Source organism: Burkholderia sp. ABCPW 14, from assembly GCF_001523835.1.
In the GTDB taxonomy this organism is placed as follows: Bacteria; Pseudomonadota; Gammaproteobacteria; order Burkholderiales; family Burkholderiaceae; genus Burkholderia; species Burkholderia mayonis.
In genome coordinates, this window is the sequence record NZ_LOVS01000034.1 from 49,817 (window position 1) to 71,161 (window position 21,345).

Annotated in this window: 19 protein-coding genes; 11 read left to right on the plus strand and 8 right to left on the minus strand. The window is 67.7% G+C overall.

The features are described 5' to 3' along the window. The first annotated feature begins 268 nt into the window (after positions 1-268). From metX to WS62_RS05565, 4 genes are read left to right on the plus strand one after another with little or no spacing between them, the layout of a single operon-like run. Entirely contained in the window at positions 269-1,414 is a 1,146-nt protein-coding gene (gene metX / locus WS62_RS05550) for a homoserine O-succinyltransferase MetX (RefSeq protein ID WP_066488404.1), read from the plus strand. Beyond that, positions 1,411-2,025, plus strand: a complete 615-nt coding sequence (gene metW, locus WS62_RS05555; protein ID WP_066488407.1) for a methionine biosynthesis protein MetW — start codon at positions 1,411-1,413, stop codon at positions 2,023-2,025. The genes metX and metW overlap by 4 nt, the downstream gene beginning before the upstream one ends. A gap of 9 nt (positions 2,026-2,034) precedes the next feature. Next, positions 2,035-3,348 carry an AmpG family muropeptide MFS transporter gene (locus WS62_RS05560; RefSeq protein ID WP_066568773.1) on the plus strand — a complete coding sequence of 438 codons (1,314 nt, stop codon included), beginning with the start codon at positions 2,035-2,037 and terminating at the stop codon, positions 3,346-3,348. Then, entirely contained in the window at positions 3,338-4,414 is a 1,077-nt protein-coding gene (locus tag WS62_RS05565; RefSeq protein ID WP_066568776.1) for a M48 family metallopeptidase, read from the plus strand. The genes WS62_RS05560 and WS62_RS05565 overlap by 11 nt, the downstream gene beginning before the upstream one ends. Positions 4,415-4,517: 103 nt before the next feature. On the opposite strand, the gene WS62_RS05570 is transcribed toward WS62_RS05565, so the two are convergent. Further along, positions 4,518-5,462 carry an AraC family transcriptional regulator gene (locus WS62_RS05570; protein ID WP_066488417.1) on the minus strand — a complete coding sequence of 315 codons (945 nt, stop codon included), beginning with the start codon at positions 5,460-5,462 and terminating at the stop codon, positions 4,518-4,520. Positions 5,463-5,683: 221 nt separating this feature from the next. On the opposite strand from WS62_RS05570, the gene WS62_RS05575 reads away from it, so the two are divergent. Continuing rightward, positions 5,684-6,748: an NAD(P)-dependent alcohol dehydrogenase gene (locus WS62_RS05575; protein ID WP_066568778.1), complete on the plus strand. Its 1,065-nt coding sequence runs from the start codon at positions 5,684-5,686 to the stop codon at positions 6,746-6,748. An 11-nt stretch (positions 6,749-6,759) separates the two neighbouring features. Further along, positions 6,760-7,128: a hypothetical protein gene (locus WS62_RS37895; RefSeq protein WP_231748200.1), complete on the plus strand. Its 369-nt coding sequence runs from the start codon at positions 6,760-6,762 to the stop codon at positions 7,126-7,128. On the opposite strand, the gene WS62_RS05585 is transcribed toward WS62_RS37895, so the two are convergent. The 5 genes from WS62_RS05585 to gatC form a co-directional block, all read right to left on the minus strand. Continuing rightward, a complete protein-coding gene (locus tag WS62_RS05585) occupies positions 7,113-7,883 on the minus strand; it encodes an exodeoxyribonuclease III (RefSeq protein ID WP_066568780.1) in 771 nt (256 codons plus the stop codon). The genes WS62_RS37895 and WS62_RS05585 overlap by 16 nt on opposite strands. Positions 7,884-7,912: 29 nt before the next feature. After that, positions 7,913-8,752, minus strand: coding sequence for a PPK2 family polyphosphate kinase (locus WS62_RS05590; protein ID WP_066568782.1), 840 nt, complete (start codon positions 8,750-8,752; stop codon positions 7,913-7,915). Positions 8,753-8,878: 126 nt separating this feature from the next. Then, positions 8,879-10,366 carry an Asp-tRNA(Asn)/Glu-tRNA(Gln) amidotransferase subunit GatB gene (gatB, locus tag WS62_RS05595; protein WP_066568784.1) on the minus strand — a complete coding sequence of 496 codons (1,488 nt, stop codon included), beginning with the start codon at positions 10,364-10,366 and terminating at the stop codon, positions 8,879-8,881. A 2-nt stretch (positions 10,367-10,368) separates the two neighbouring features. Beyond that, entirely contained in the window at positions 10,369-11,859 is a 1,491-nt protein-coding gene (gatA, locus tag WS62_RS05600) for an Asp-tRNA(Asn)/Glu-tRNA(Gln) amidotransferase subunit GatA (RefSeq protein ID WP_066568786.1), read from the minus strand. A 115-nt stretch (positions 11,860-11,974) separates the two neighbouring features. Further along, complete coding sequence (gene gatC, locus WS62_RS05605) at positions 11,975-12,274, minus strand: Asp-tRNA(Asn)/Glu-tRNA(Gln) amidotransferase subunit GatC (RefSeq protein WP_066488434.1); 300 nt, start codon at positions 12,272-12,274, stop codon at positions 11,975-11,977. Positions 12,275-12,638: 364 nt separating this feature from the next. On the opposite strand from gatC, the gene WS62_RS05610 reads away from it, so the two are divergent. From WS62_RS05610 to rodA, 5 genes are all read left to right on the plus strand, one after another. Then, entirely contained in the window at positions 12,639-13,682 is a 1,044-nt protein-coding gene (locus WS62_RS05610) for a rod shape-determining protein (protein ID WP_004189550.1), read from the plus strand. A 119-nt stretch (positions 13,683-13,801) separates the two neighbouring features. Continuing rightward, a complete protein-coding gene (gene mreC, locus WS62_RS05615; RefSeq protein WP_066568788.1) occupies positions 13,802-14,875 on the plus strand; it encodes a rod shape-determining protein MreC in 1,074 nt (357 codons plus the stop codon). Continuing rightward, the gene (gene mreD, locus WS62_RS05620; protein WP_066568790.1) at positions 14,872-15,384 is read left to right on the plus strand and encodes a rod shape-determining protein MreD; all 513 of its coding nucleotides are present in this window, start codon (positions 14,872-14,874) and stop codon (positions 15,382-15,384) included. Before mreC ends, mreD begins: the two co-directional genes overlap by 4 nt. Positions 15,385-15,559: 175 nt before the next feature. After that, entirely contained in the window at positions 15,560-17,956 is a 2,397-nt protein-coding gene (mrdA, locus tag WS62_RS05625) for a penicillin-binding protein 2 (protein WP_066568792.1), read from the plus strand. Positions 17,957-17,967: 11 nt separating this feature from the next. Beyond that, complete coding sequence (rodA, locus tag WS62_RS05630) at positions 17,968-19,116, plus strand: rod shape-determining protein RodA (RefSeq protein WP_066568793.1); 1,149 nt, start codon at positions 17,968-17,970, stop codon at positions 19,114-19,116. Between the two features lie 247 nt (positions 19,117-19,363). Here the strand turns inward: rodA and WS62_RS05635 are convergent, their stop codons facing one another. Further along, complete coding sequence (locus WS62_RS05635) at positions 19,364-20,137, minus strand: tetratricopeptide repeat protein (RefSeq protein ID WP_066568795.1); 774 nt, start codon at positions 20,135-20,137, stop codon at positions 19,364-19,366. After that, the gene (locus tag WS62_RS05640) at positions 20,134-20,919 is read right to left on the minus strand and encodes an HpcH/HpaI aldolase family protein (protein ID WP_066568799.1); all 786 of its coding nucleotides are present in this window, start codon (positions 20,917-20,919) and stop codon (positions 20,134-20,136) included. Before WS62_RS05640 ends, WS62_RS05635 begins: the two co-directional genes overlap by 4 nt. Between the last annotated feature and the right edge of the window lie 426 nt (positions 20,920-21,345).

Below are 21,345 nucleotides of genomic sequence, written 5' to 3' on the forward strand. Positions count from 1 at the left end.
GATCACGCCCGCCCCGACCACGACCTGCGTCCGCGCACCGCCGCGACACTGGAGTTTTTCCGTTATACTTGCCCGGCTGTCGTCGCCGCCTTTCGGCGACGCTCGGAAAGCGCGCCGATTTGCTGACTCGATTGCGGGCGCGCGAACCGGCCGGGGCTGCGTCCCGGCGGTTCACTACAAATGCGGCTAAAGAGGTCGTCAGCCGGCTCCCCGCTTCCCGCGCACGCCCGACAACCCCATTTAGCCGCCCAGCCATAAGGCGGAACGAATGGAATCGATCGGCATCGTCGCTCCACAAACCATGCATTTCGCCGAACCGCTGCGCCTGCAAAGCGGCAGCGTGCTCGGCAGCTATCAGCTCGTCGTCGAGACCTACGGCGAGCTCAACGCCGCGCGTTCGAACGCGGTGCTCGTCTGCCACGCGCTCAACGCGTCGCACCACGTCGCGGGCGTCCATGCGGACGATCCGCGCAGCACCGGCTGGTGGGACAACATGGTCGGACCGGGCAAGCCGCTCGACACGAACCGCTTCTTCGTGATCGGCGTGAACAATCTCGGCTCGTGTTTCGGCTCGACCGGACCGATGAGCATCGATCCCGCGACGGGCACGCCGTACGGCGCGCGCTTTCCGGTCGTGACGGTCGAGGACTGGGTGCACGCGCAGGCGCGCGTCGCCGACGCGTTCGGCATCGAGCGCTTCGCCGCGGTGATGGGCGGCAGCCTCGGCGGAATGCAGGCGCTCGCGTGGAGCCTGCTGTATCCGGAGCGCGTCGCGCACTGCATCGACATCGCGTCGACGCCGAAGCTGTCCGCGCAGAACATCGCGTTCAACGAGGTTGCGCGCTCGGCGATCCTGTCGGACCCGGATTTCCATGGCGGCGACTATTACGCGCACGGCGTGAAGCCGCGGCGGGGCCTGCGCGTCGCACGGATGATCGGCCACATCACGTATTTGTCCGACGACGACATGGCCGAGAAATTCGGGCGCGCGCTGCGCCGCGCGGACGGCGCGCTCGACGCGTACAACTTCAACTTCGACGTCGAGTTCGAAGTCGAGTCGTACCTGCGCTACCAGGGCGACAAGTTCGCCGACTACTTCGACGCGAACACCTACCTGCTCATCACGCGCGCGCTCGATTACTTCGATCCGGCGAAGGCGTTCGGCGGCAACCTGACGGCGGCGCTCGCACACACGACGGCGAAGTACCTCGTCGTGAGCTTCGCGACCGACTGGCGCTTCGCGCCCGTGCGCTCGCGCGAGATCGTGAAGGCGCTGCTCGACAACCGGCGCTTGGTGTCGTACGGGGAGATCGATGCGCCGCACGGGCACGACGCGTTCCTGCTCGACGACGCGCGCTATCACAACCTGGTGCGCGCCTATTACGAACGGATTGCCGAGGAGGTGGGCGCATGAATCAACAAGCGCTGAACATGCTGTCCGCGCGCGCGGACTTTCGCGCGATCGCGCGCTGGGTCGAGCCGCGCTCGACGGTGCTCGATCTCGGCTGCGGCGACGGGTCGCTGCTGTCGCTGTTGACCGAAGAGCTCGAAGTGTCCGGCTACGGCGTGGAGATCAACGACGCCGGCGTGCTCGCGAGCGTGAAGAACGGCATCAACGTGATCCAGCAGAACCTCGAGGACGGTCTGCGTCTTTTCGAAGACCACAGCTTCGATTTCGCGATCCTGTCGCAGACGCTGCAGACGATTCACCAGACGGCCGCGATCCTGCGCGAGACGGCGCGCGTCGGCCGCGAATGCATCGTGTCGTTCCCGAACTTCGGCTATTGGGCGCACCGGCTGTCGGTGCTGCACGGGCGCATGCCGGTGTCGAAATCGCTGCCTTATCAGTGGCACAACACGCCGAACGTGCGGGTGCTGACCATCAAGGATTTCGAAGCGCTCGCGCCGGAAGTCGGCGTCGAGATCCTCGATCGCGCGGTGCTGCACGAAGGACAACCGATTCGATGGGGAGTGAACTGGCGTGGTAGTCTTGCGGTCTACCGCGTCAAGCGGAGACAACCCTAGTATCGTTCGATGACCAAACCGCCTCACGACGCGCCCGCCCTCAACGCCCACGAGGACCACCCGGGCTGGCGCGCCTATCTGAACACGCACATGCTGATTTGCGTCTTTCTCGGCTTCACGTCGGGACTGCCGCTCTTCACGCTCGTCTACCTCGTGCAAGCCTGGCTGCGCTCGGAAGGCGTGAACCTGAAGGAAATCGGCCTCTTCGCGCTGATTCAGTTCCCCTACACATGGAAGTTCCTGTGGGCGCCGCTGATGGACCGCTTCATCCCGCGCCTGCCGGGCTGGCGGCCCGGGCGGCGGCGCGGCTGGATGGTCGTCACGCAGTTGCTGGTCGCGTGCGCGATCGCGGCGCTCGGCTTCGTGTCGCCGCGCGAATCGATCTGGACGGTCGCCGCATTGACGACGCTCGTCGCGTTCTTCGGCGCGAGCGCCGACATCGTGATCGACGCGTACCGCCGCGAACTGTTGCGCGACACGGAGCAAGGCCTCGGCAACGCGGTGCACGTGAACGCCTACAAGATCGCGGCGCTGATTCCCGGCTCGCTGTCGCTGATCCTGTCCGACCATCTGCCGTGGGACGTCGTGTTCGCGCTCACCGCCGCGTTCATGCTGCCCGGCATCGTGATGACGCTCGTCGTGCGCGAGCCGGACGTGCACGGCGTGCCGCCGAGGAGCCTGACGGAAGCGGTAATCTTGCCGTTTCGCGAGTTCATCGACCGCGACGGCTGGCGCGGCGCGCTGCTCGTGCTCGGCTTCATCTTCCTCTACAAGCTCGGCGACACGATGGCGACGACGCTGTCGACGTCGTTCTTCCTCGACCTCGGCTTCAACAAGACGCAGATCGGCGTGATCGCCAAGACGACCGCGTTCTGGGCAAGCCTCGCGGGCGGCATCATCGGCGGCGTGTGGCTCGTGAAGATCGGGATCGCGCGCGGGCTGTGGATCTTCGGCGTCCTGCAGATCGTGTCGACGCTCGGCTTCGCGTGGCTCGCGAAGGCAGGCCCGGACCCCGTGCTGATGGCGGCCATCTACGGCTTCGAGACGTTCTCGACGGGCCTCACGCTCGCCGCGTTCACCGCGTACATCGCGAGCACGACCGACCCGCGCTACACCGCGACGCAGTTCGCGCTCTTCACGAGCCTCGCGTCGGTGCCGCGCACGCTCGCGTCGGCATCGAGCGGCTTCATCGTGTCGCAGATCGGCTGGTTCGACTACTTCCTCGTCTGCGCGGTGCTCGGCATTCCAGGCATGTTGCTGTTGCTGAAGATCGCGCCGTGGAACGGCAGCACGACTGGCAACGAGGCCGCCCGTGCGGGCTAAGCTGCGCACCGCCCGCACTGCGCTCACGTTCGTGGGCGGCGTCGCGCTCGGTGTCGCGGGTCCGGCAGGCGGGCTCGAGCTGTGCATGGCCGAGCCGATGCTCGTCGCCGAAAACGGTACGCCGTCCTCCGCGCCGCCGACGCCGAGCGCATCGCCCGCCGCAGCCCCCGCTGCTCCGGCCGCGGCACCCGCCGCAGCGCCCGCGGCCGGCAACGCGCGGTCGTACGGGCTCGGCGACCAGCAGGTTCGCTACGGCAACGCGATCGTGTTCCGCAGCCTGATTCCGTCGCCGCTCCTCGAGCAGTTGACCGACAGCGAATACCGGCAGACCGTGCAGGACGCCGCGCAGCGCGACCGCCTGCTGCCGCCGAACAACCCGCGCGTGAAGCGGCTGCGCACGATCGTCACGCGGCTCGCGCCGTATGCGGTCAAGTGGAGCGAGCGCGTGAAGGGCTGGAACTGGGAAATCGAGGTGCTGCGCTCGCGCTCGATTCGCGCGTTCTGCCTGCCTGGCGGCAAGGTGCTCGTCGACAGCGGGCTCCTCGATCGGCTGCGACTCACCGACGACGAACTCGGCGTGCTGTTCGCGCACGAGATCGCGCACGCGCTGCGCGAGCATGCGCGCTCGGGCCTCGGCGAGCAGCAGGCCGCGTCGCTCGGCACGGGCGCGACGCCGCTGCCGTCGCTCTTCGGGCTGTCGGAGCCGCTGCCCGCGCCGCTCGGCGTCGTCGAGCGCTTCGCGTCGGTCCGCTACGGCCCGACCGACGAAACCGAAGCCGACGTGATCGGCGGCGACATCGCCTCGCGCGCGGGCTTCGATCCGCGCGCGGCGATCACGCTGTGGGACAAGCTCGCGGTCGCGACCCGCGCCGACAAGGACAACGGATTCATCTACGCGCATCCTTACGACACACGGCGCCGCAACGATCTGCGCAAGCGCCTCGCCGACCTGATGCCGCTCTACAAAAAGGCGCTCGACAAGAACGCCGATGCGCGTGCGAACGTCGCGGGGGCGGGCGCCGCGGCCGGCGCGAAGCAGCGCGGCACCGCCGCGGCGAATCGCTGAACGCCGGCGTTTCGACAGCGCGCCGCGTCGAACCTGCGGCTCGCGTGATCGGCCCGCTCCGGCCACCCGATCGCGACATTCGCTCGCGCGTTCGTTTCGCCCGTCACTCCGCCGTATCGAGTTCGAGCGGCTGCCGGTCGCCCGCTTGCACCCAGCGCACTTCGTCGCTCGGGCTGCGCCCGAACAGGCGCTTGAACTCGCGGCTGAACTGCGACGCGCTCGCGTAGCCGACGCGCGCCGCCGCCGCGCCCGCGCTCAACCCGTCCTGCACCATCATCAGCCGCGCGTGATGGAGCCGCGTCGCCTTCACGTACTGCATCGGCGACGTCGCCGTCACGCTCTTGAACTGCGCGTGGAACACGGCGAGACTCATCCCCGCTTCGCTCGCGAGCATTTCGACGTCGAGCTCGCCGCTCAAGTCCGCGTGGATTCGCCGCAGCGCCTTCGCAACGCGCCCGAAGTGATGCTGCTGCGCGAGCGCCGCGCGGATCGCGTTGCCTTGCGCGCCCGTCAGCACGCGATAGCCGATCTCGCGCATGATCGCCGGCCCGAGCACGCGCGTGTCGGCGGGCGACGCGAGCGCTTCGAGCAGGCGCAGCACCGCGTCGGCGAGCGGTGCATCGAGCGGCGTCGAATAGATGCCGCGCGGCTCGCTGACCGACGCGCCGTGCGTCTCGTCCAGCAGGATCGCGAGCTCGGCGATCACCGCGAGATCGATACGGATCGAAATGGCGAGAAACGGCTCTTCCGGCGTCGCGAAGGTCTCGCATTCGAACGGTAGCGGCACCGACAGAACGAGATACTGCTGCGCGTCGTAGACGAAGGCCTGCTCGCCGAGATAGCCGCGCTTGCGCCCCTGGCACACGACGACGATGCTCGGCTCGTACAGCACCGGCATCCGCGGCACCCGCCGGTTCGCGCGGATGAAGCGCACGCCGTCGAGATCCGCGTACGTATAGCCTTCGTTCGGCGCGAGCTGGTCGAACAGCGCGATGATGCGGCGCTGCAGATGCGCGCCGCCATCGGGGAAAAAGGGTTCGAAGCTCATCGGACTTCCTTCGGACTGCAAGAGAATCAGGCTTGCAATCTAGCACCGGAAAAGCCCTTTTGCCGCGCCTCGCTCGAAATTCAAGAGAAATAGGCAAAGCTTCAAGATCTTCAGGTATTCCTCGTGTCTACGCGCGTGCCTACGATGTGCTCCCATGCCGCCACGCCGCCGCATTCCGCGGACCGCGCACGGCACACGTCTTTTTCGAGTCAGGAGTCTTCATGAGCACGACTTACGCATACGCGGCAGCAAGCGCCACGACGCCGCTCGCGCCGTTCGAATTCCAGCGCCGCACGCTGCGCGATCTCGACGTGCAGATCGAGATCCTCTACTGCGGCGTCTGCCACTCCGATCTCCACCAGGCCCGCAACGAATGGAAGAACACGGTTTACCCGGTCGTGCCGGGGCATGAGATCGTCGGCCGCGTGACGGCCGTCGGCCCGCAAGTCGCGCGCTTCAAGGCGGGCGAGCTGGTCGGTGTCGGCTGTCTCGTCGATTCGTGCCGCGCGTGCCCGAGCTGCGCGGAAGGGCTCGAGCAGTTTTGCGAGAACGGTTTCGTCGGCACCTACAACGGCCGCGATCGCGCGACGGGCGACGTCACGCTCGGCGGCTACTCGACGCAAATCGTCGTCGACGAGGCATTCGTGCTGCGCGTGCCCGACACGCTCGATCCTGCGGGCGCGGCGCCGCTCCTCTGCGCGGGCATCACGACGTATTCGCCGCTGCGCCAGTGGGGCGCGGGGCCCGGCAAGAAGGTCGGCATCGTCGGCCTGGGCGGCTTGGGCCACATGGGCGTGAAACTCGCCCGCGCGATGGGCGCGCACGTCGTGCTGTTCACGACGTCGCCGTCGAAGATCGACGACGGCAAGCGGCTCGGCGCGCACGAAGTCGTGATCTCGAAGGACGAAGCGCAGATGCATGCGCATCTGAACAGCTTCGACTTCATCCTGAACACGGTCGCCGCGCAGCACGATCTGAATCCGTTCCTCGACCTGCTGAAGCGCGACGGTACGATGACGCTCGTCGGCGCACCGGAGCACGACCATCCGTCGCCGAAGGTGTTCAACCTGATCCGCAAGCGCCGCCGCCTCGCGGGCTCGCTGATCGGCGGGATCGCCGAGACACAGGAGATGCTCGATTTCTGCGCGCGGCACGGAATCACGTCGGATATCGAAGTGATTCCGATGGCCCAGATCAACGCAGCCTACGAGCGGATGCTGAAGAGCGACGTCAAGTACCGCTTCGTGATCGACATCGGGTCGATCGCGCCGAAGCGCTTGGCGTAGCGGGCGACGGTGTGCTCGGTGTGCTCGGTGTGCTCGGTGTGCTCGGCGTGCTCGGTGTGCTCGGTGTGCTCGGTGTGCTCGGTGTGCTCGGTGTGCTCGGTGTGCTCGGTGTGCTCGGTGTGCTCGATGTGCTCGATGTGCTCGGTGTGCTCGGCGTGCTCGGACCGCTCGCGCCGACGCGCCGTGCGGTCGCCGTGCGTTTTGCACGCAGGTCGCAATGCCGTACCCATGCGCGCCGCGACGCAAGCAAGCCGCGCAACGGAAACGGGCCGCAAACGCGCCCCGTTTTTTCGTCGTCGCGAATCGCGGCGGCCGCCCGGCCGGCCCATGCGGAGCCGCCGCGCATGCGCCGCGACGCGTCGCGTTACTTGTGGTCGTAGTCGACCGTGAGCGGCGCGTGGTCGCTGAACTTGATGTCGCGGAAGATCGACGTGCGCTTCGCGGTGCCGGCAATGTCCGGCGTCGCGATCTGGTAATCGATCCGCCACCCGACATTCTTCGCATACGCCTGGCCGCGATTGCTCCACCACGTGTACTGATCGGGACGCGCATCGAGCGTGCGAAACACGTCGACGTAGCCCACGTCGTCGAACAGCTTCGTGAGCCACGCGCGCTCTTCCGGCAGGCAGCCGGAGTTCTTCTGGTTGCTCTTCCAGTTCTTGATGTCGATTTCCTTGTGGACGATGTTCACGTCGCCGCACAGGATCACCTCGCGCTTCGCCTTCAGCTCGGCGAGATGCGGCATGAACTCATCCATGAAGCGGTACTTCGCCTGCTGGCGCTCGTCGCCGCTCGATCCGGACGGCACGTACACCGACACGACCGACAGCTTGCCGAAGCGCGCCTCGACATAGCGGCCTTCCGAATCGAATTCGCTGCTGCCATAGCCGATGATCACGTCGTCGGGCTCGCGGCGCAGGTAGAGGCCCGCGCCGCTGTAGCCCTTCTTCTCGGCATGGTGGAAGTAGCTCCTGAAGCCGTGCGGCTCGACGAACTCGGCGGGCAGATCGTCCGCCGACACCTTGATTTCCTGCACGCAGACGCAGTCGGCGTTCTGCTCCCCGAGCCAGTCGAAAAAGCCTTTCTTCGCGGCCGAGCGGATGCCGTTCAGATTCGCGGTGATGACACGCAGCATGATGTTCCGTCCAGTGAATTCGTTGCGGTTTATTGGATCTTGATGCCCACAAGCTCGGGCTTCGCGGGAGGAAATTCGAGCTTCATCGCGGTCAGCTCGCGCAGCAGCAGCTCGGCGATCATCACGTTGCGATGCGTCTTCGAATCGGCCGGGATCACGTACCACGGCGCATGCTCGGCGGACGTCGCGGCGAGCGCGTCGCGATACGCGGCCTGATACGCATCCCAGTGCTTGCGCGCTTCGAGATCCGAAATGTCGAACTTCCAGTGCTTGTTCGGATCGTCGATGCGCGCCTGCAGCCGCGCGCGCTGCTCGTCCTTCGAGATATGCAGGAAGCACTTGACGACCCGCGTGCCGGATTCGGCGAGCATCTCCTCGAACTGGCGGATCTGCTTGTAGCGCCGCTCGCACTCGGCCTTGTCGATCGCCCCCGTTACGCGGGGCACGAGCACATCCTCGTAATGGCTGCGATTGAAGATCGTCAGCTCGCCCCCGGCGGGCGCCTGCGCATGCACGCGCCAGAGGAAGTCGTGCGCGAGCTCGACGGGCGTCGGCGCCTTGAACGACGCGATGCGCAGCCCGAGCGGGTCGACCTCGTGGAACACCGCGCGCACGGTGCCGTCCTTGCCGCTCGTGTCCATCCCTTGCAGCACGAGCAGCATCCGCTTGTGCGACTGCGTGTGCAGACGCTCCTGCAGCGTGTCTAGCTGCAACGCGACAGCAGACAGCCGCTCGCGGTCGGTTTCCTTCGCCCCGCTGGAGAACGGCTTCGCGGCCGGCTGGAACGCATCGAGCGCGAACGCGGCGGCTTCTTTTTCACGGGTGTGATACGGCACGCGGTAGTCGTCGAGCGACGGTTGCTTGGCCATCGATACCTCCTGTCTGTTGCACGAAGCGCGGCCCTTGCGCCTCGCGAAATGCGAGCGGGCCGCCCCGAACGCCGGTTCGGCGGCGGCCCGCTCGCATCGGTACGGTTTCAATCCGGCGGCGGCCGCTCAGCCGAGCTTCTTCTTCAACAGCTCGTTGACCTGCTGCGGGTTCGCCTTGCCCTTCGTCGCCTTCATCGCTTGGCCGACGAGCGCGTTGAACGCCTTTTCCTTGCCCGCGCGGAACTCCTCGACCGACTTCGCGTTCGCGGCGAGCACCTCGTCGATGATCGCTTCGAGCGCGCCCGTGTCGGAGATCTGCTTCAGGCCCTTCGCTTCGATGATGCGGTCGGCCGCGCCTTCGTCGGCCGCCTTCTCGTCCCAGATCGTCACGAAGATTTCCTTCGCGATCTTGTTCGAGATCGTGCCGTCGGCGATGCGCTGCAGCACGAGCGCGAGCTGCGCGGCGGACACCGGGCATGCGTCGATGTCGATGCCGTCGCGGTTGAGCTGCGACGACACGTCGCCCATCAGCCAGTTCGCCGCGATCTTCGCGTTCGCGCCGTCGGCGGCTGCCGCGCCGACCTTCGCGACCACCGCCTCGAAATACTCGGCCATCGCCTTGCTCGACGTCAGCACGCCTGCGTCGTACGCGGACACGCCGTACTGCTCGACGAAGCGCTGCTGCATCGCGGCCGGCAGCTCGGGCATCCCGCCCTTCACGCGCGCGATCCAATCCGCGCCGATCACGAGCGGCATCAGGTCCGGATCGGGGAAGTAGCGGTAGTCGTGCGCATCTTCCTTGCTACGCATCGAGCGCGTCTCGCGCTTGTCCGGATCGTACAGACGCGTTTCCTGCACGACTTCGCCGCCGTCCTCGATCAGCTCGATCTGGCGACGCACCTCGTAGTTGATTGCTTCCTCGAGGAAGCGGAACGAGTTCAGGTTCTTGATCTCGGCGCGCGTGCCGAACTTCTCCTGGCCGACCGGGCGCACCGACACGTTCGCGTCGCAGCGGAACGAGCCTTCCTGCATGTTGCCGTCGCAGATGCCGAGCCACATGACGAGGCCGTGCAGCGCCTTCGCGTACGCGACCGCCTCGGCCGCGCTGCGCATTTCCGGCTCGGTGACGATCTCGAGCAGCGGCGTGCCCGCGCGGTTCAGGTCGATGCCCGTCATCCCCGCGAAGTCCTCGTGCAGCGACTTGCCGGCGTCCTCCTCGAGGTGCGCGCGCGTCAGGTTGACCGTCTTCGAATACGCTTCCTTGCCGGCCTTCTCATTGGCGGGCACCTGGATCGTGATCTGGCCGCCCTGCACGACGGGAATCTCGTACTGGCTGATCTGATAGCCCTTCGGCAGATCCGGATAGAAATAATTCTTGCGCGCGAAGATGCTGCGCGACGCCACCGTCGCGCCGATCGCGAGGCCGAAGCGGATCGCCCGCTCGACCGCGCCGCGGTTCAGCACCGGCAGCACGCCCGGCAGCGCGAGGTCGACCGGGCAGGCCTGCGTATTCGGCTCCGCGCCGAACTGCGTCGACGCGCCCGAGAAAATCTTCGAGACGGTCGACAGCTGCGCGTGCGTCTCAAGGCCGATAACGACTTCCCACTGGGTCATGCTCACACTCCTGCCGGTTTCTGTTCGTGCCAGTCGGTCGCGCGCTGGAACGCGTCGGCGACCTGCAGCATCCTGGCTTCGTCGAAATAGTTGCCGATGATCTGCAGACCGACCGGGCGCTTTGCGTTCGCGCCCGCGCCGAAGCCGCACGGCACGCTCATGCCGGGCAGGCCGGCAAGGCTCACCGACAGCGTGTAGATGTCCGCAAGGTACATCTGGACGGGATCGTCGCCCTTCGCGCCGAGGTCCCACGCGACGGTCGGCGACGCCGGGCCCATGATCACGTCGCACCGCTTGAACGCCTCCTGGAAATCCTGCGCGATGATCCGGCGGATCTTCTGCGCCTGCAGGTAATACGCATCGTAATAGCCGTGCGACAGCACGTACGTGCCGACGAGAATCCGGCGCTTCACTTCCGGCCCGAAGCCCTCGGCGCGCGACTTCTTGTACATGTCGAGCAGATCGCGGTACTCGGCCGCGCGGTGGCCGTAGCGCACGCCGTCGAAACGCGACAGGTTCGACGACGCTTCCGCCGGCGCGATCACGTAATAAACGGGGATCGACAGCTCGGTCTTCGGCAGCGACACCGGCACGAGCGTCGCGCCGAGCGCTTCGTACTGCTTGAGCGCGGCGTCGATCGCGGCGCGCACGTCGTCGGCGAGACCCGCGCCGAAGTATTCGCTCGGCAAGCCGATGCGCAGGCCGGCGAGCGGCTTGCCCGCGTCGGCGTCGGCCGACCACGTCTTGCCGAGGTGGCGCGTGTAGTCCTCATCGGCGCGCTCGAGGCTCGTCGAGTCGCGCTCGTCGAAGCCCGCCATCGCGTTCAGCAGGAGCGCGCAGTCGGCGGCGCTCCGCGCGATCGGGCCGCCCTGGTCGAGCGACGACGCGAACGCGATCATCCCGTAGCGCGACACGCGGCCGTACGTCGGCTTGATGCCCGTCACGCCGGCGAACGACGCCGGCTGGCGGATCGAGCCGCCGGTGTCGGTGCCGGTCGCGGCGGGCGCGAGGCGCGCGGCGACCGTGGCCGAGCTGCCGCCCGAGCTGCCGCCCGGCACCGCGTTCGTGTCCCAAGGGTTCTTCACCGGGCCGAACGCGGAGTTCTCGTTCGACGAGCCCATCGCGAACTCGTCCATGTTGGTCTTGCCGAGCGTGACCATGCCCGCCTTCGCGAGGCGCGCGACGACGGTCGCGTCGAACGGGCTCGTGTAGTTCGCGAGCATCTTCGAGCCGGCGGTCGAGCGCCAGCCGCGCGTGACGAATACGTCCTTGTGGGCGATCGGCAGGCCGGCGAGCGGGCCGGCGGCGCCTTGCGCGCGCGCGGCGTCGGCCGCCCTCGCCTGCGCGAGCGTGAGATCCGCGTCGACGTGGACGAACGCGTTCAGATCGCGCGCGGCGTCGATCCGTTTCAAATAGTGCTGCGCAAGCTCGACGGCCGAGCATTCCTTGGCATCGAGCGCGGCGCGCAGTTCGGTCAGGCTTTTTGCGTGCATTGCGTGGGTTTCCTGGATTCTTCGGCGCGCGCGGCAACGGCGCGCGCCCGGGCGAACAAGCTGACGAAACGGGCCGGCGAGGCCGGCTGCTGGGGCCGCGGCCCGAATCGAACGCTTACTCGATCACCTTCGGCACGAGGTACAGGCCGTCCTGGACGGCCGGGGCCGGGCGCTGGTTCTCGTCGCGGCTCACGTGTTCCGTGACGGCGTCGTCGCGCAGCCGCTGCGCGACTGCCTGGATCTGCTCGATCGGGTGCGCGAGCGGCGCGATGCCCGTCGTATCGACGGCCTGCATCTGCTCGACGAGCCCGAAGAACTCGTTGAGCTGGGTAAGCGTATGCTCGGCGTCGGCGTCGGCCATTTCGAGCCGCGCCAGGTGCGCGATGCGTTTCACATCGGTCAGGGTCAAAGCCATGCGGTCACCGGAAAAACAAGGGCTTGGCGCAGCGTGAAACTTGCGTTGCGTCAGGGGGTTGGAGGACTCGATCGAACCCTCAAAAATCGGGGGCGAAGCGGCAAAAATACAGCCCGTTTCGATTCAAATACTGCGAAATTATAAGGTATCATTACGCGTTCGACCCAGACCCGGACTGCCTTTGCCGCGCCGCCGCCGCTTTGACGAAGCCGCGCGGGCTTCGCGCCGGTCCCGGAAGATTTCACTCGCAGCTTCGCGCTTCCGAGCGGCCGCTCCCGCCCGATCCGAGGCTGTTATTTTTTCCGCTGCCGCCCTTCGCGCCATGTCCGCATGGGGCCGGCCCCAGAGCGAAACAGGATTCTGAATGTTCGGTTTTTTGCGCAGCTATTTCTCCAACGATCTCGCGATCGATCTCGGCACCGCAAACACCCTGATCTACATGCGCGGCAAGGGCATCGTGCTCGACGAGCCGTCCGTCGTGTCGATCCGCCAGGAAGGCGGCCCGAACGGCAAGAAAACGATTCAAGCAGTCGGCAAGGAAGCGAAGCAGATGCTCGGCAAGGTGCCCGGCAACATCGAGGCGATCCGTCCGATGAAAGACGGCGTGATCGCCGATTTCACGGTCACCGAGCAGATGATCAAGCAGTTCATCAAGACTGCGCACGAATCGCGGATGTTCTCGCCGTCGCCGCGCATCATCATCTGCGTGCCGTGCGGCTCGACCCAGGTCGAGCGCCGCGCGATCAAGGAAGCGGCCCACGGCGCGGGCGCGTCGCAGGTCTACCTGATCGAGGAGCCGATGGCGGCCGCGATCGGCGCGGGCCTGCCGGTGTCGGAAGCGACGGGCTCGATGGTCGTCGACATCGGCGGCGGCACGACCGAGGTCGGCGTGATCTCGCTCGGCGGCATCGTCTACAAGGGCTCGGTGCGCGTCGGCGGCGACAAGTTCGACGAAGCGATCGTCAACTACATCCGCCGCAACTACGGGATGCTGATCGGCGAGCAAACCGCCGAGGCGATCAAGAAGGAAATCGGCTCCGCGTTCCCGGGCTCGGAAGTCAAGGAAATGGAAGTCAAGGGCCGCAACCTGTCGGAAGGCATTCCGCGCAGCTTCACGATCTCGAGCAACGAAATCCTCGAGGCGCTCACCGATCCGCTGAACCAGATCGTGTCGTCGGTGAAGATCGCGCTCGAACAGACGCCGCCCGAACTCGGCGCCGACATCGCCGAGCGCGGGATGATGCTGACGGGCGGCGGCGCGCTGCTGCGCGACCTCGATCGCCTGCTCGCCGAGGAAACCGGCCTGCCCGTGCTCGTCGCCGAGGACCCGCTCACCTGCGTCGTGCGCGGCTCCGGGATGGCGCTCGAACGGATGGACAAGCTCGGCAGCATCTTCTCGTACGAGTGATCGTCTAGGCATCCGTATGTCGCTCGCGCGGCGTGGCAGGCTCGCTCGTTTAGAACGAACCGCCGCGCCGTTCGCGCGTCTGAGCAACATCTAAATCGATCACGCGCCCGGCGCTGACCATGGAATACAGTCCGCCGCCCCTCTTCAAACAAGGTCCGTCCGCACTCGCGCGGCTGATCTTCTTCGTCGTCCTGGCGATCGCGCTCCTCGTCTCGGACGCGCGCTTCAACACGCTCGAAATCGTCCGCGGCATCCTCGGCACCGTGCTTTATCCGCTGCAGCGCGCGGCGCTCGTGCCGCGCGACCTGTTTGTCGGCGCGACCGAGCTCGCGACGTCGAGCGCGTCGCTGCGGCACGAAAACCAGCAATTGCGCGACCGCAACCTGACGCTGTCGCTGCAGGCGAACCAGGCGGGCCAGCTCGCCGCCGACAACGCGCACCTGCGCGCGGTGCTCGAGCTGCGCCAGCAGATCGCCGCGCAGGCGACGCCCGTCGAGATCCAGTACGACACCGGCGACCCGTTCTCGCAAAAGATCATCATCGGCCACGGCGCGCAGGCGGGCATCCAGGACGGCGCGCCCGTCGTCAACGAGGACGGCGTGATCGGCCAGGTCACGCGCGTGTTCCCGCTGCAGTCGGAAGTCACGCTCGTCACCGATCGCGACCTCGCGATTCCGGTCCAGGTGCTGCGCACCGGGCTGCGCAGCGTGATCTACGGCACGCCGAAGGGCGACGCGCTCGATCTGCGCTTCGTGCCGACGAGCGCCGACCTGCTCGTCGGCGACGAACTCGTGACGAGCGGCCTCGACGGCGTTTATCCGCCGGGGCTGCCGGTCGCGAAGGTCGTACGCGTCGACAAGCTCGCCGACACCGCGTTCGCGCACGTCGTCTGCGCGCCGGTCGCCGCGGTGCGCGGCGCGCGCGAGATGCTCGTGCTGCACTACCGCAACGACGTCCCGCCGCGGCCCGCGACCGACGATACCGCGACCGACGCGAACGGGAAGCCGGCGAAGGGCAAGAAGGCGGCGAAGGGCGCGGACAAGAACACGAAGGCGGCGAACAAGAGCGCCGACAAGGGTGCGAAGCCCGCCGCGCAACCGCCCGCGCCCGCCCAGAACCGCCCGGCCGGCGCGGCGCAGCCCGCCGCTCCGCTCAAACCCGCGGCCGCGCCGTCGCAAGGAGCACAGCGATGAGCCGCCCTCAGTACATCCTGCAGCAGGTCAATCCGTACTTCATCGTCTTCAGCCTCGCGGCCGCGTTCCTGCTGAACCTGATGCCGTGGGGACGGATTCCCGGCGTGCCCGATTTCGTCGCGCTCGTCGTGCTGTTCTGGAACATCCATCAGCCGCGCAAGGTCGGGATGGGCGTCGCGTTCATGCTCGGCATCCTGATGGACGTCCACGACGCGGGCCTCCTCGGCGAGCACGCGCTCGCGTACACGCTGCTCGCGTACGGCGCGATCACGATCCACCGGCGCGTGCTGTGGCTGCCGCTCGGCGTGCAAATTTTCTACGTCGCGCCGCTTCTCGTGCTCGCGCAGCTCGTGCCGTTCGTGATCCGGCTGCTGATGGGCGCAGCGTTTCCCGGCTGGAGCTATCTCGTCGACGGTTTCGTCGAGGCGGCGCTGTGGCCGATCGCGAGCCATCTGCTGCTGATGCCGCAGCGCCGTCCGGTCGACCCGGACGACACGCGGCCGATCTGACGCGCCGCGCCGCCAGGATTTGCACGTTGAACGCCCGCCGACCGCCCACCGCTAGCGTTTTGCGGCCGCAGCGCGCCGGCCTGCGAGTGGGCGCGGCCCGCGCAAGCGCGCCATGTCGGCACCGCCCGACACACCGGCGCGGCGGCGGAAAGCGCGCCCCTTCATCCGTAATCGCATGACCGAATTCAAGGACACTCAACAGCAGCTCTCGAAGTTCCGCCTGCGCGTCGCGGCGGCGGGCGTGTTCGTGTTCGTCTGCTTCGGCCTGCTCGCCACGCGGTTCTTCTACCTGCAGGTCTGGCAGCACGGCAAATACGCGCTGCAGGCCGAGGAAAACCGGATCTCGGTCGCGCCGATCGTCCCGAACCGCGGGATCATCACCGACCGCAACGGCGTCGTGCTCGCGAAGAACTACTCCGCGTACACGCTCGAGATCACGCCGTCGAAGCTGACCGACACGCTCGAAAACACGATCAACGCGCTCTCCGAAGTCGTGCAGATCGACGCGCGCGACCGCCGCCGCTTCAAGAAGCTGCAGGAGGACTCGAAGAACTTCGAGAGCCTGCCGATCCGCACCCGCCTGACCGACGACGAAGTCGCGCGCTTCACCGCGCAGCGCTGGCGCTTCCCGGGCGTCGACGTGCGCGCGCGCCTGTTCCGCCAATATCCGCTCGGCCCGACGGCCGCGCACGTGATCGGCTACATCGGCCGGATCTCGAAGCGCGACCAGGACCGCATCGACGCGATGAGCGACGAGAACGACAGCGATCCGGAAACCTACGATCCGCGCCGCGACGCGAACAACTACAAGGGCACCGACTACATCGGCAAGGTCGGCGTCGAGCAGAGCTACGAGACGGAGCTGCACGGGATCACGGGCTTCGAGGAAGTCGAGGTGACGGCGGGCGGACGGCCCGTGCGCACGCTGTCGCGCACGCAGGCGACGCCCGGCAGCAACCTCGTGCTGTCGCTCGACATCGGGCTGCAGCAGGTCGCCGAGCAGGCGTTCGCCGGCAAGCGCGGCGCGCTCGTCGCGATCGAGCCGAAGACGGGCGACGTGCTCGCGTTCGTGTCGTCGCCGAGCTTCGACCCAAATTCGTTCGTCGACGGCATCGACCAGCAGACCTGGGACGAGCTCAACAACTCGCCCGACAAGCCGCTCCTGAACCGCCCGCTGCACGGCACCTATCCGCCCGGCTCGACGTACAAGCCGTTCATGGCGCTCGCGGGCCTGACGCTCGGCAAGCGCTCGCCGGGCTGGGGCTTCCAGGACCCCGGCTACTTCACGTTCGGCGGCCACACGTTCCGCAACGACGTGCGCTCGGGTCAAGGCTGGGTCGACATGAACAAGGCGATCATGGTGTCGAACGACACGTATTTCTACATGCTCGCGCGCGACCTCGGCGTGACCGCGATCGCGAACTTCATGAAGCCGTTCGGATTCGGCCAGATCACCGGCATCGACGTCCAGGGCGAGGCGCGCGGCGTGCTGCCGTCGCCCGAATGGAAGAAGAGGACGTTCAAGAAGGCCGCTCAGCAGAAGTGGTTCGACGGCGAGACGATCAGCCTCGGGATCGGTCAGGGCTACAACTCGTTCACGATCCTGCAGCTCGCGCACGCGACCGCGACGCTCGCGAACGACGGCGTCGTCATGAAGCCGCACCTCGTGAAAGAGGTCGAGAACCCGATCTCGCGCGAACGGCACCTGACCGTGCCGAAGGAAAGCGGCGTGATCCCGCTCAAGCAGAGCGACCTCGACGTCGTGAAGCGCGGGTTGGAGAACGTCGTCGAGAATCCGTCCGGCACCGCGTTCAAGGTGTTCCGCGGCGCGCCGTACCTCGCGGCGGGCAAGACCGGCACCGCGCAGGTGTTCTCGCTGCAGGGCGGCAACTACCGCGGCCACCTGCTTGCCGAGCATCTGCGCGACCACGCGCTCTTCATTGCATACGCGCCCGCCGACCATCCGCAGATCGCAATCGCGCTGATTGTCGAGAACGGCGGCTGGGGCGCGCAGTCCGCAGGCCCAATCGCGCGGCGCGTGCTCGATTTCTATCTGCTCGACCGCAAGAATCCCACGACTGAAGCCGCAGCCGTCGCGGCGGCCGCGTCGGCGACCGAGCCGGTCAACGCGCCCGTGATCGGCGACGCGGTGAAGACCGTCGGCGTTGCGGCCGGGTTCAAGGCGCTGCCTCGGCCGACGCCGCCCGCGGCGGCGAGCGGAGAGGAGGCGGCGTCGGGCGCAAGCGGGGCGGCGGCCAGCGACGAAAATGCCGGCGTCGGCACAGCGGCCACCCGCGCGGCCACCCATGCAGCCGGCGCCGCGGCGAGCGCAACGGGCAGCGCGTCGAGCGCAACCGCGACGGCCGGCAGCGCCGCGAGCGCGCCGCCTGCGGCCCGCCGCCTGCCGACGCGCAAACCGCGCCGCGCGCCGGCGAGCGACGCGGCGATCACCGCCGCCGCACCGCGCGACGACCAACGGAAGTCCCTGTGGGACGACCAACGGAAGTCCCCGCGGGACGATAACCGCGCCATCCCCGCCGAGAAGCCGGCGCGGGGCGGCATCGACGAGTAACGGAGACAGGCATGCAATTCGACAAGCGCGCCTCGCTCGACAAGATCAAGCAGATGTTCGCGGGCTTCGACCGACCGCTCGCGCTCATCGTGTTCCTGCTGCTGTGCGTCGGCATCGTCACGCTCTACAGCGCGAGCATCGACATGCCCGGACGCGTCGAGGACCAGTTGCGCAACATCCTGCTGACGTTCGCGCTGATGTGGGTGATCGCGAACATTCCGCCGCAGACGTTGATGCGCTTCGCCGTGCCGCTCTATTCGTTCGGCGTCGCGCTCCTCGTCGCGGTCGCGCTGTTCGGGATGACGAAAAAGGGGGCGAAGCGCTGGCTGAACGTCGGCGTCGTGATCCAGCCGTCCGAGATCCTCAAGATCGCGACGCCGCTGATGCTCGCGTGGTACTACCAGCGGCGCGAAAGCAGCCTGCGCTGGTACGACTTCGTCGTTGCGTTCGGCATCCTGATGGTGCCCGTCGGCCTGATTGCGAAGCAGCCGGACCTCGGCACCGCCGTCCTCGTGTTCGCGGCAGGCCTCTTCGTGATCTATCTCGCGGGGCTGTCGTACAAGCTGATCGTGCCGGTGCTCGTCGCCGGCGTGCTCGCGGTCGGCTCGATCGCCGTGTTCGAGAATCGCATCTGCCAGCCCGAAGTCGTCTGGCCGCTGATGCACGACTACCAGAAGCACCGCGTCTGCACGCTGCTCGACCCGACGTCCGATCCGCTCGGCAAGGGCTTCCACACGATCCAGGCAGTGATCGCGATCGGCTCCGGCGGCCCGCTCGGCAAGGGTTATCTGAAGGGCACGCAGGCCCACCTCGAATTCATTCCGGAGAAGCACACCGACTTCATCTTCGCGGTGTTCTCCGAGGAATTCGGGCTCGTCGGCGGGCTCATGCTGCTCACGCTCTACATGGCGCTGATCGCGCGCGGGCTCTACATCGCCGCACAAGGCGCGACGCTGTTCGGGCGGCTGCTCGCCGGGTCGCTCACGCTCGCGTTCTTCGTCTACGCATTCGTCAACATCGGGATGGTGAGCGGCGTGCTGCCCGTCGTCGGCGTGCCGCTGCCGTTCATGAGCTATGGCGGCACAGCGCTCACGACACTCGGTATCGCCATCGGGCTCATCATGAGCGTCGGACGGCAAAAGCGGCTGATGAAGAGCTGATCGAAGCGGCGCGCGATGCGCCGCTTTTTTTATCGCCGATTTCGGGCCGGCGTTCGGCGTGTCGGGTGCGGTGAACGCGCGGACTCGCGACGTTCTACGCGTCGGTCGCGGTTGTCGCGCGTCGTGTCTGGCGGGCAAGCCTTGCGCGAGCCTGGTTTGCGGTTTGCGGTTTGCGGTTTGCGGTTTGCGGTTTGCGGTTTGCGGTTTGCGGTTTGCGGTTTGCGGTTCACCTATTCGTCCGGTCCGATCAGTTCGACGGACCAGGCGCCTTCGGCGCCGACGCCCCGCCCAGCCCCGCCTTCAGTTCGGCCGTCAGCTCCCGGTACTTGAGCGCCGCCGCGTTGTCGCCTTGCGCGGCGGCCGCCGCGTAGTATGCGCGGGCGATGTTGAGGTTGCGCGCGACGCCGTCGCCGCCGTGCTCGTAGAACGACGCCGTCACATATTGCGAAACCGGCTCGCCCGCGTCGGCCGCGCGCTTGTACCAGGCGAACGCCTGCCGGTTGTCGCGCGGCGTGCCGCGTCCATCGAGAAACTGGTTCGCAAGCGCGAGCTCGGCCTGCACGTGCCCTTGCCGCGCAGCCTTCAGGAACCAGCCGTGCGCGGCCGCCGGATCGCGCGCGACGAACTCGCCGTCGTCGAGCATCCGGCCATACACATATTGCGCCTGAGACATGCCCGCGTCGGCCGCGCGCTTCAGCCAGCGCAGCCCTTCCGGCACGTTCGCCGTCACGCCTTCGCCCGTGATCAGCATCATCGCGTAATCGAACGCGGCGAGGCGGTTGCCGCGCGTCGCCGCGTCGTGAAACTGCACGAGCGCGGCGCGCAGATTGCCCGCGTTGTAGTCGGCGATCGCCGACTCGGTCTCGCGCTCCGGATTCGGCTGCCTCTGCGCGCCCGACGCCTGCGCGAACGCGCCGCCCGTCGCCGCGCCGAACGCCGTCGCGAGCAGCGCGCCGATCGCCGCGTCTCGCAGCGCGCGCCGCGCACGCGCAAACGGTGCGCGGCGGCGCTTCCCGTTCATCCCCGCACCTCCTGCAGCGCCTGCCGCGTCGCGCGCAGCAGCCACACGACATCCGCCGACAACGCAATCACGCGAAACCCGGCTTCGAGATACTGGCGCGCACTGGCCGCGTCGGCGGCGAAGATGCCGACCGGCACGCCGGCGCGCCGCCCCGCCGCGAGCACGTGTTCGAGCGCGGCCGCAACGTCCGGATGCTTGATATCGCCGAGATGCCCGAGGCTCGCCGACAGATCGGCCGGACCGACGAACAGGCAATCGACGCCCGGCGTCGCCGCGATCCGCTCGGCCTCGTCGATCCCGCGCGCCGATTCGATCTGCACGATCGTCGCGATCTGCGCGTTCGCGGTCTGCACGTAGTCGCGCCGCATCCCGTATGCGGCCGCGCGAACGATGCCCGCGACGCCGCGCAGCCCATCCGGCGCGTCGGCCGACTGAAAGCGGGTGAGGCGCACCGCGTGCGCGGCGTCGTCGGCCGTCTCGATGTTCGGGAACATCAGCGTGCGCGCGCCCGCGTCGAGCGCCCGCTTGACGAGCCACGGCTCACACGCCGGCACTCGCACGACGGGCTCGCTCGGCAGATGCGCGGCCGCAAGCGCACGCAACTGCGCGGCGACGTCGTGGCTGTCGTTCGGCGCGTGCTCCATGTCGATGCACAGCCAGTCGAAGCCGGCATGCGCGAGCGCCTCGGTCGCCGCCGCGCTCGCGAGCGTGAGCCACAGGCCGAACAACGGCTCGTCGCCGTCGCGCAGACGCGTCTTCAGGGAATTGGTAAGCGTGCTCATCGGCGGCCTCCTGTCGTGCGGCGCACGAGCGGACTGCGATTCGGAAGGAGCGGCGGGCGGCCGCTGGGCGGGCGCCGAGCTGCAAGGACGCGCGCGGCTCGATCATCGCGGCGGCCGATTCGATCATACCGTGATCGCAGCCGGTGCGCGGAGTCGGGAAATACTGATGCGGGGTGAAGCCGCGCACGGCGGGGCGCGAACTGGTTGGTGCGATTCGGGGAGTCGGGGAGTCGGGGAGTTCGATGAGTCGACGGGTCGACGGGTCGACGGGTCGACGGGTCGACGGGTCGGCGGGTCAGCGGGTCAGCGGGTCAGCGGGGCGGGGGGGCAGCGGGTGAGAGGGGGAGCGGGGCGGGGGGGCGGGGGGGCAGAGGGGAAGCGGGGGAGAGGGGGAGAGATGGGGAGAGCGCGGGGGAGGGAAAGGGG

Bases quoted from the DNA above. Each gene is read 5' to 3' on its own strand.
- metX (WP_066488404.1), top strand. From the start codon at position 269: ATGGAATCGATCGGCATCGTCGCTCCACAAACCATGCATTTCGCCGAA.
- metW (WP_066488407.1), top strand. From the start codon at position 1,411: ATGAATCAACAAGCGCTGAACATGCTGTCCGCGCGCGCGGACTTTCGC.
- WS62_RS05560 (WP_066568773.1), top strand. From the start codon at position 2,035: ATGACCAAACCGCCTCACGACGCGCCCGCCCTCAACGCCCACGAGGAC.
- WS62_RS05570 (WP_066488417.1), bottom strand. From the start codon at position 5,462: ATGAGCTTCGAACCCTTTTTCCCCGATGGCGGCGCGCATCTGCAGCGC.
- WS62_RS05575 (WP_066568778.1), top strand. From the start codon at position 5,684: ATGAGCACGACTTACGCATACGCGGCAGCAAGCGCCACGACGCCGCTC.
- WS62_RS05585 (WP_066568780.1), bottom strand. From the start codon at position 7,883: ATGCTGCGTGTCATCACCGCGAATCTGAACGGCATCCGCTCGGCCGCG.
- WS62_RS05590 (WP_066568782.1), bottom strand. From the start codon at position 8,752: ATGGCCAAGCAACCGTCGCTCGACGACTACCGCGTGCCGTATCACACC.
- gatB (WP_066568784.1), bottom strand. From the start codon at position 10,366: ATGACCCAGTGGGAAGTCGTTATCGGCCTTGAGACGCACGCGCAGCTG.
- gatA (WP_066568786.1), bottom strand. From the start codon at position 11,859: ATGCACGCAAAAAGCCTGACCGAACTGCGCGCCGCGCTCGATGCCAAG.
- gatC (WP_066488434.1), bottom strand. From the start codon at position 12,274: ATGGCTTTGACCCTGACCGATGTGAAACGCATCGCGCACCTGGCGCGG.
- WS62_RS05610 (WP_004189550.1), top strand. From the start codon at position 12,639: ATGTTCGGTTTTTTGCGCAGCTATTTCTCCAACGATCTCGCGATCGAT.
- mreC (WP_066568788.1), top strand. From the start codon at position 13,802: ATGGAATACAGTCCGCCGCCCCTCTTCAAACAAGGTCCGTCCGCACTC.
- mreD (WP_066568790.1), top strand. From the start codon at position 14,872: ATGAGCCGCCCTCAGTACATCCTGCAGCAGGTCAATCCGTACTTCATC.
- mrdA (WP_066568792.1), top strand. From the start codon at position 15,560: ATGACCGAATTCAAGGACACTCAACAGCAGCTCTCGAAGTTCCGCCTG.
- rodA (WP_066568793.1), top strand. From the start codon at position 17,968: ATGCAATTCGACAAGCGCGCCTCGCTCGACAAGATCAAGCAGATGTTC.
- WS62_RS05635 (WP_066568795.1), bottom strand. From the start codon at position 20,137: ATGAACGGGAAGCGCCGCCGCGCACCGTTTGCGCGTGCGCGGCGCGCG.
- WS62_RS05640 (WP_066568799.1), bottom strand. From the start codon at position 20,919: ATGAGCACGCTTACCAATTCCCTGAAGACGCGTCTGCGCGACGGCGAC.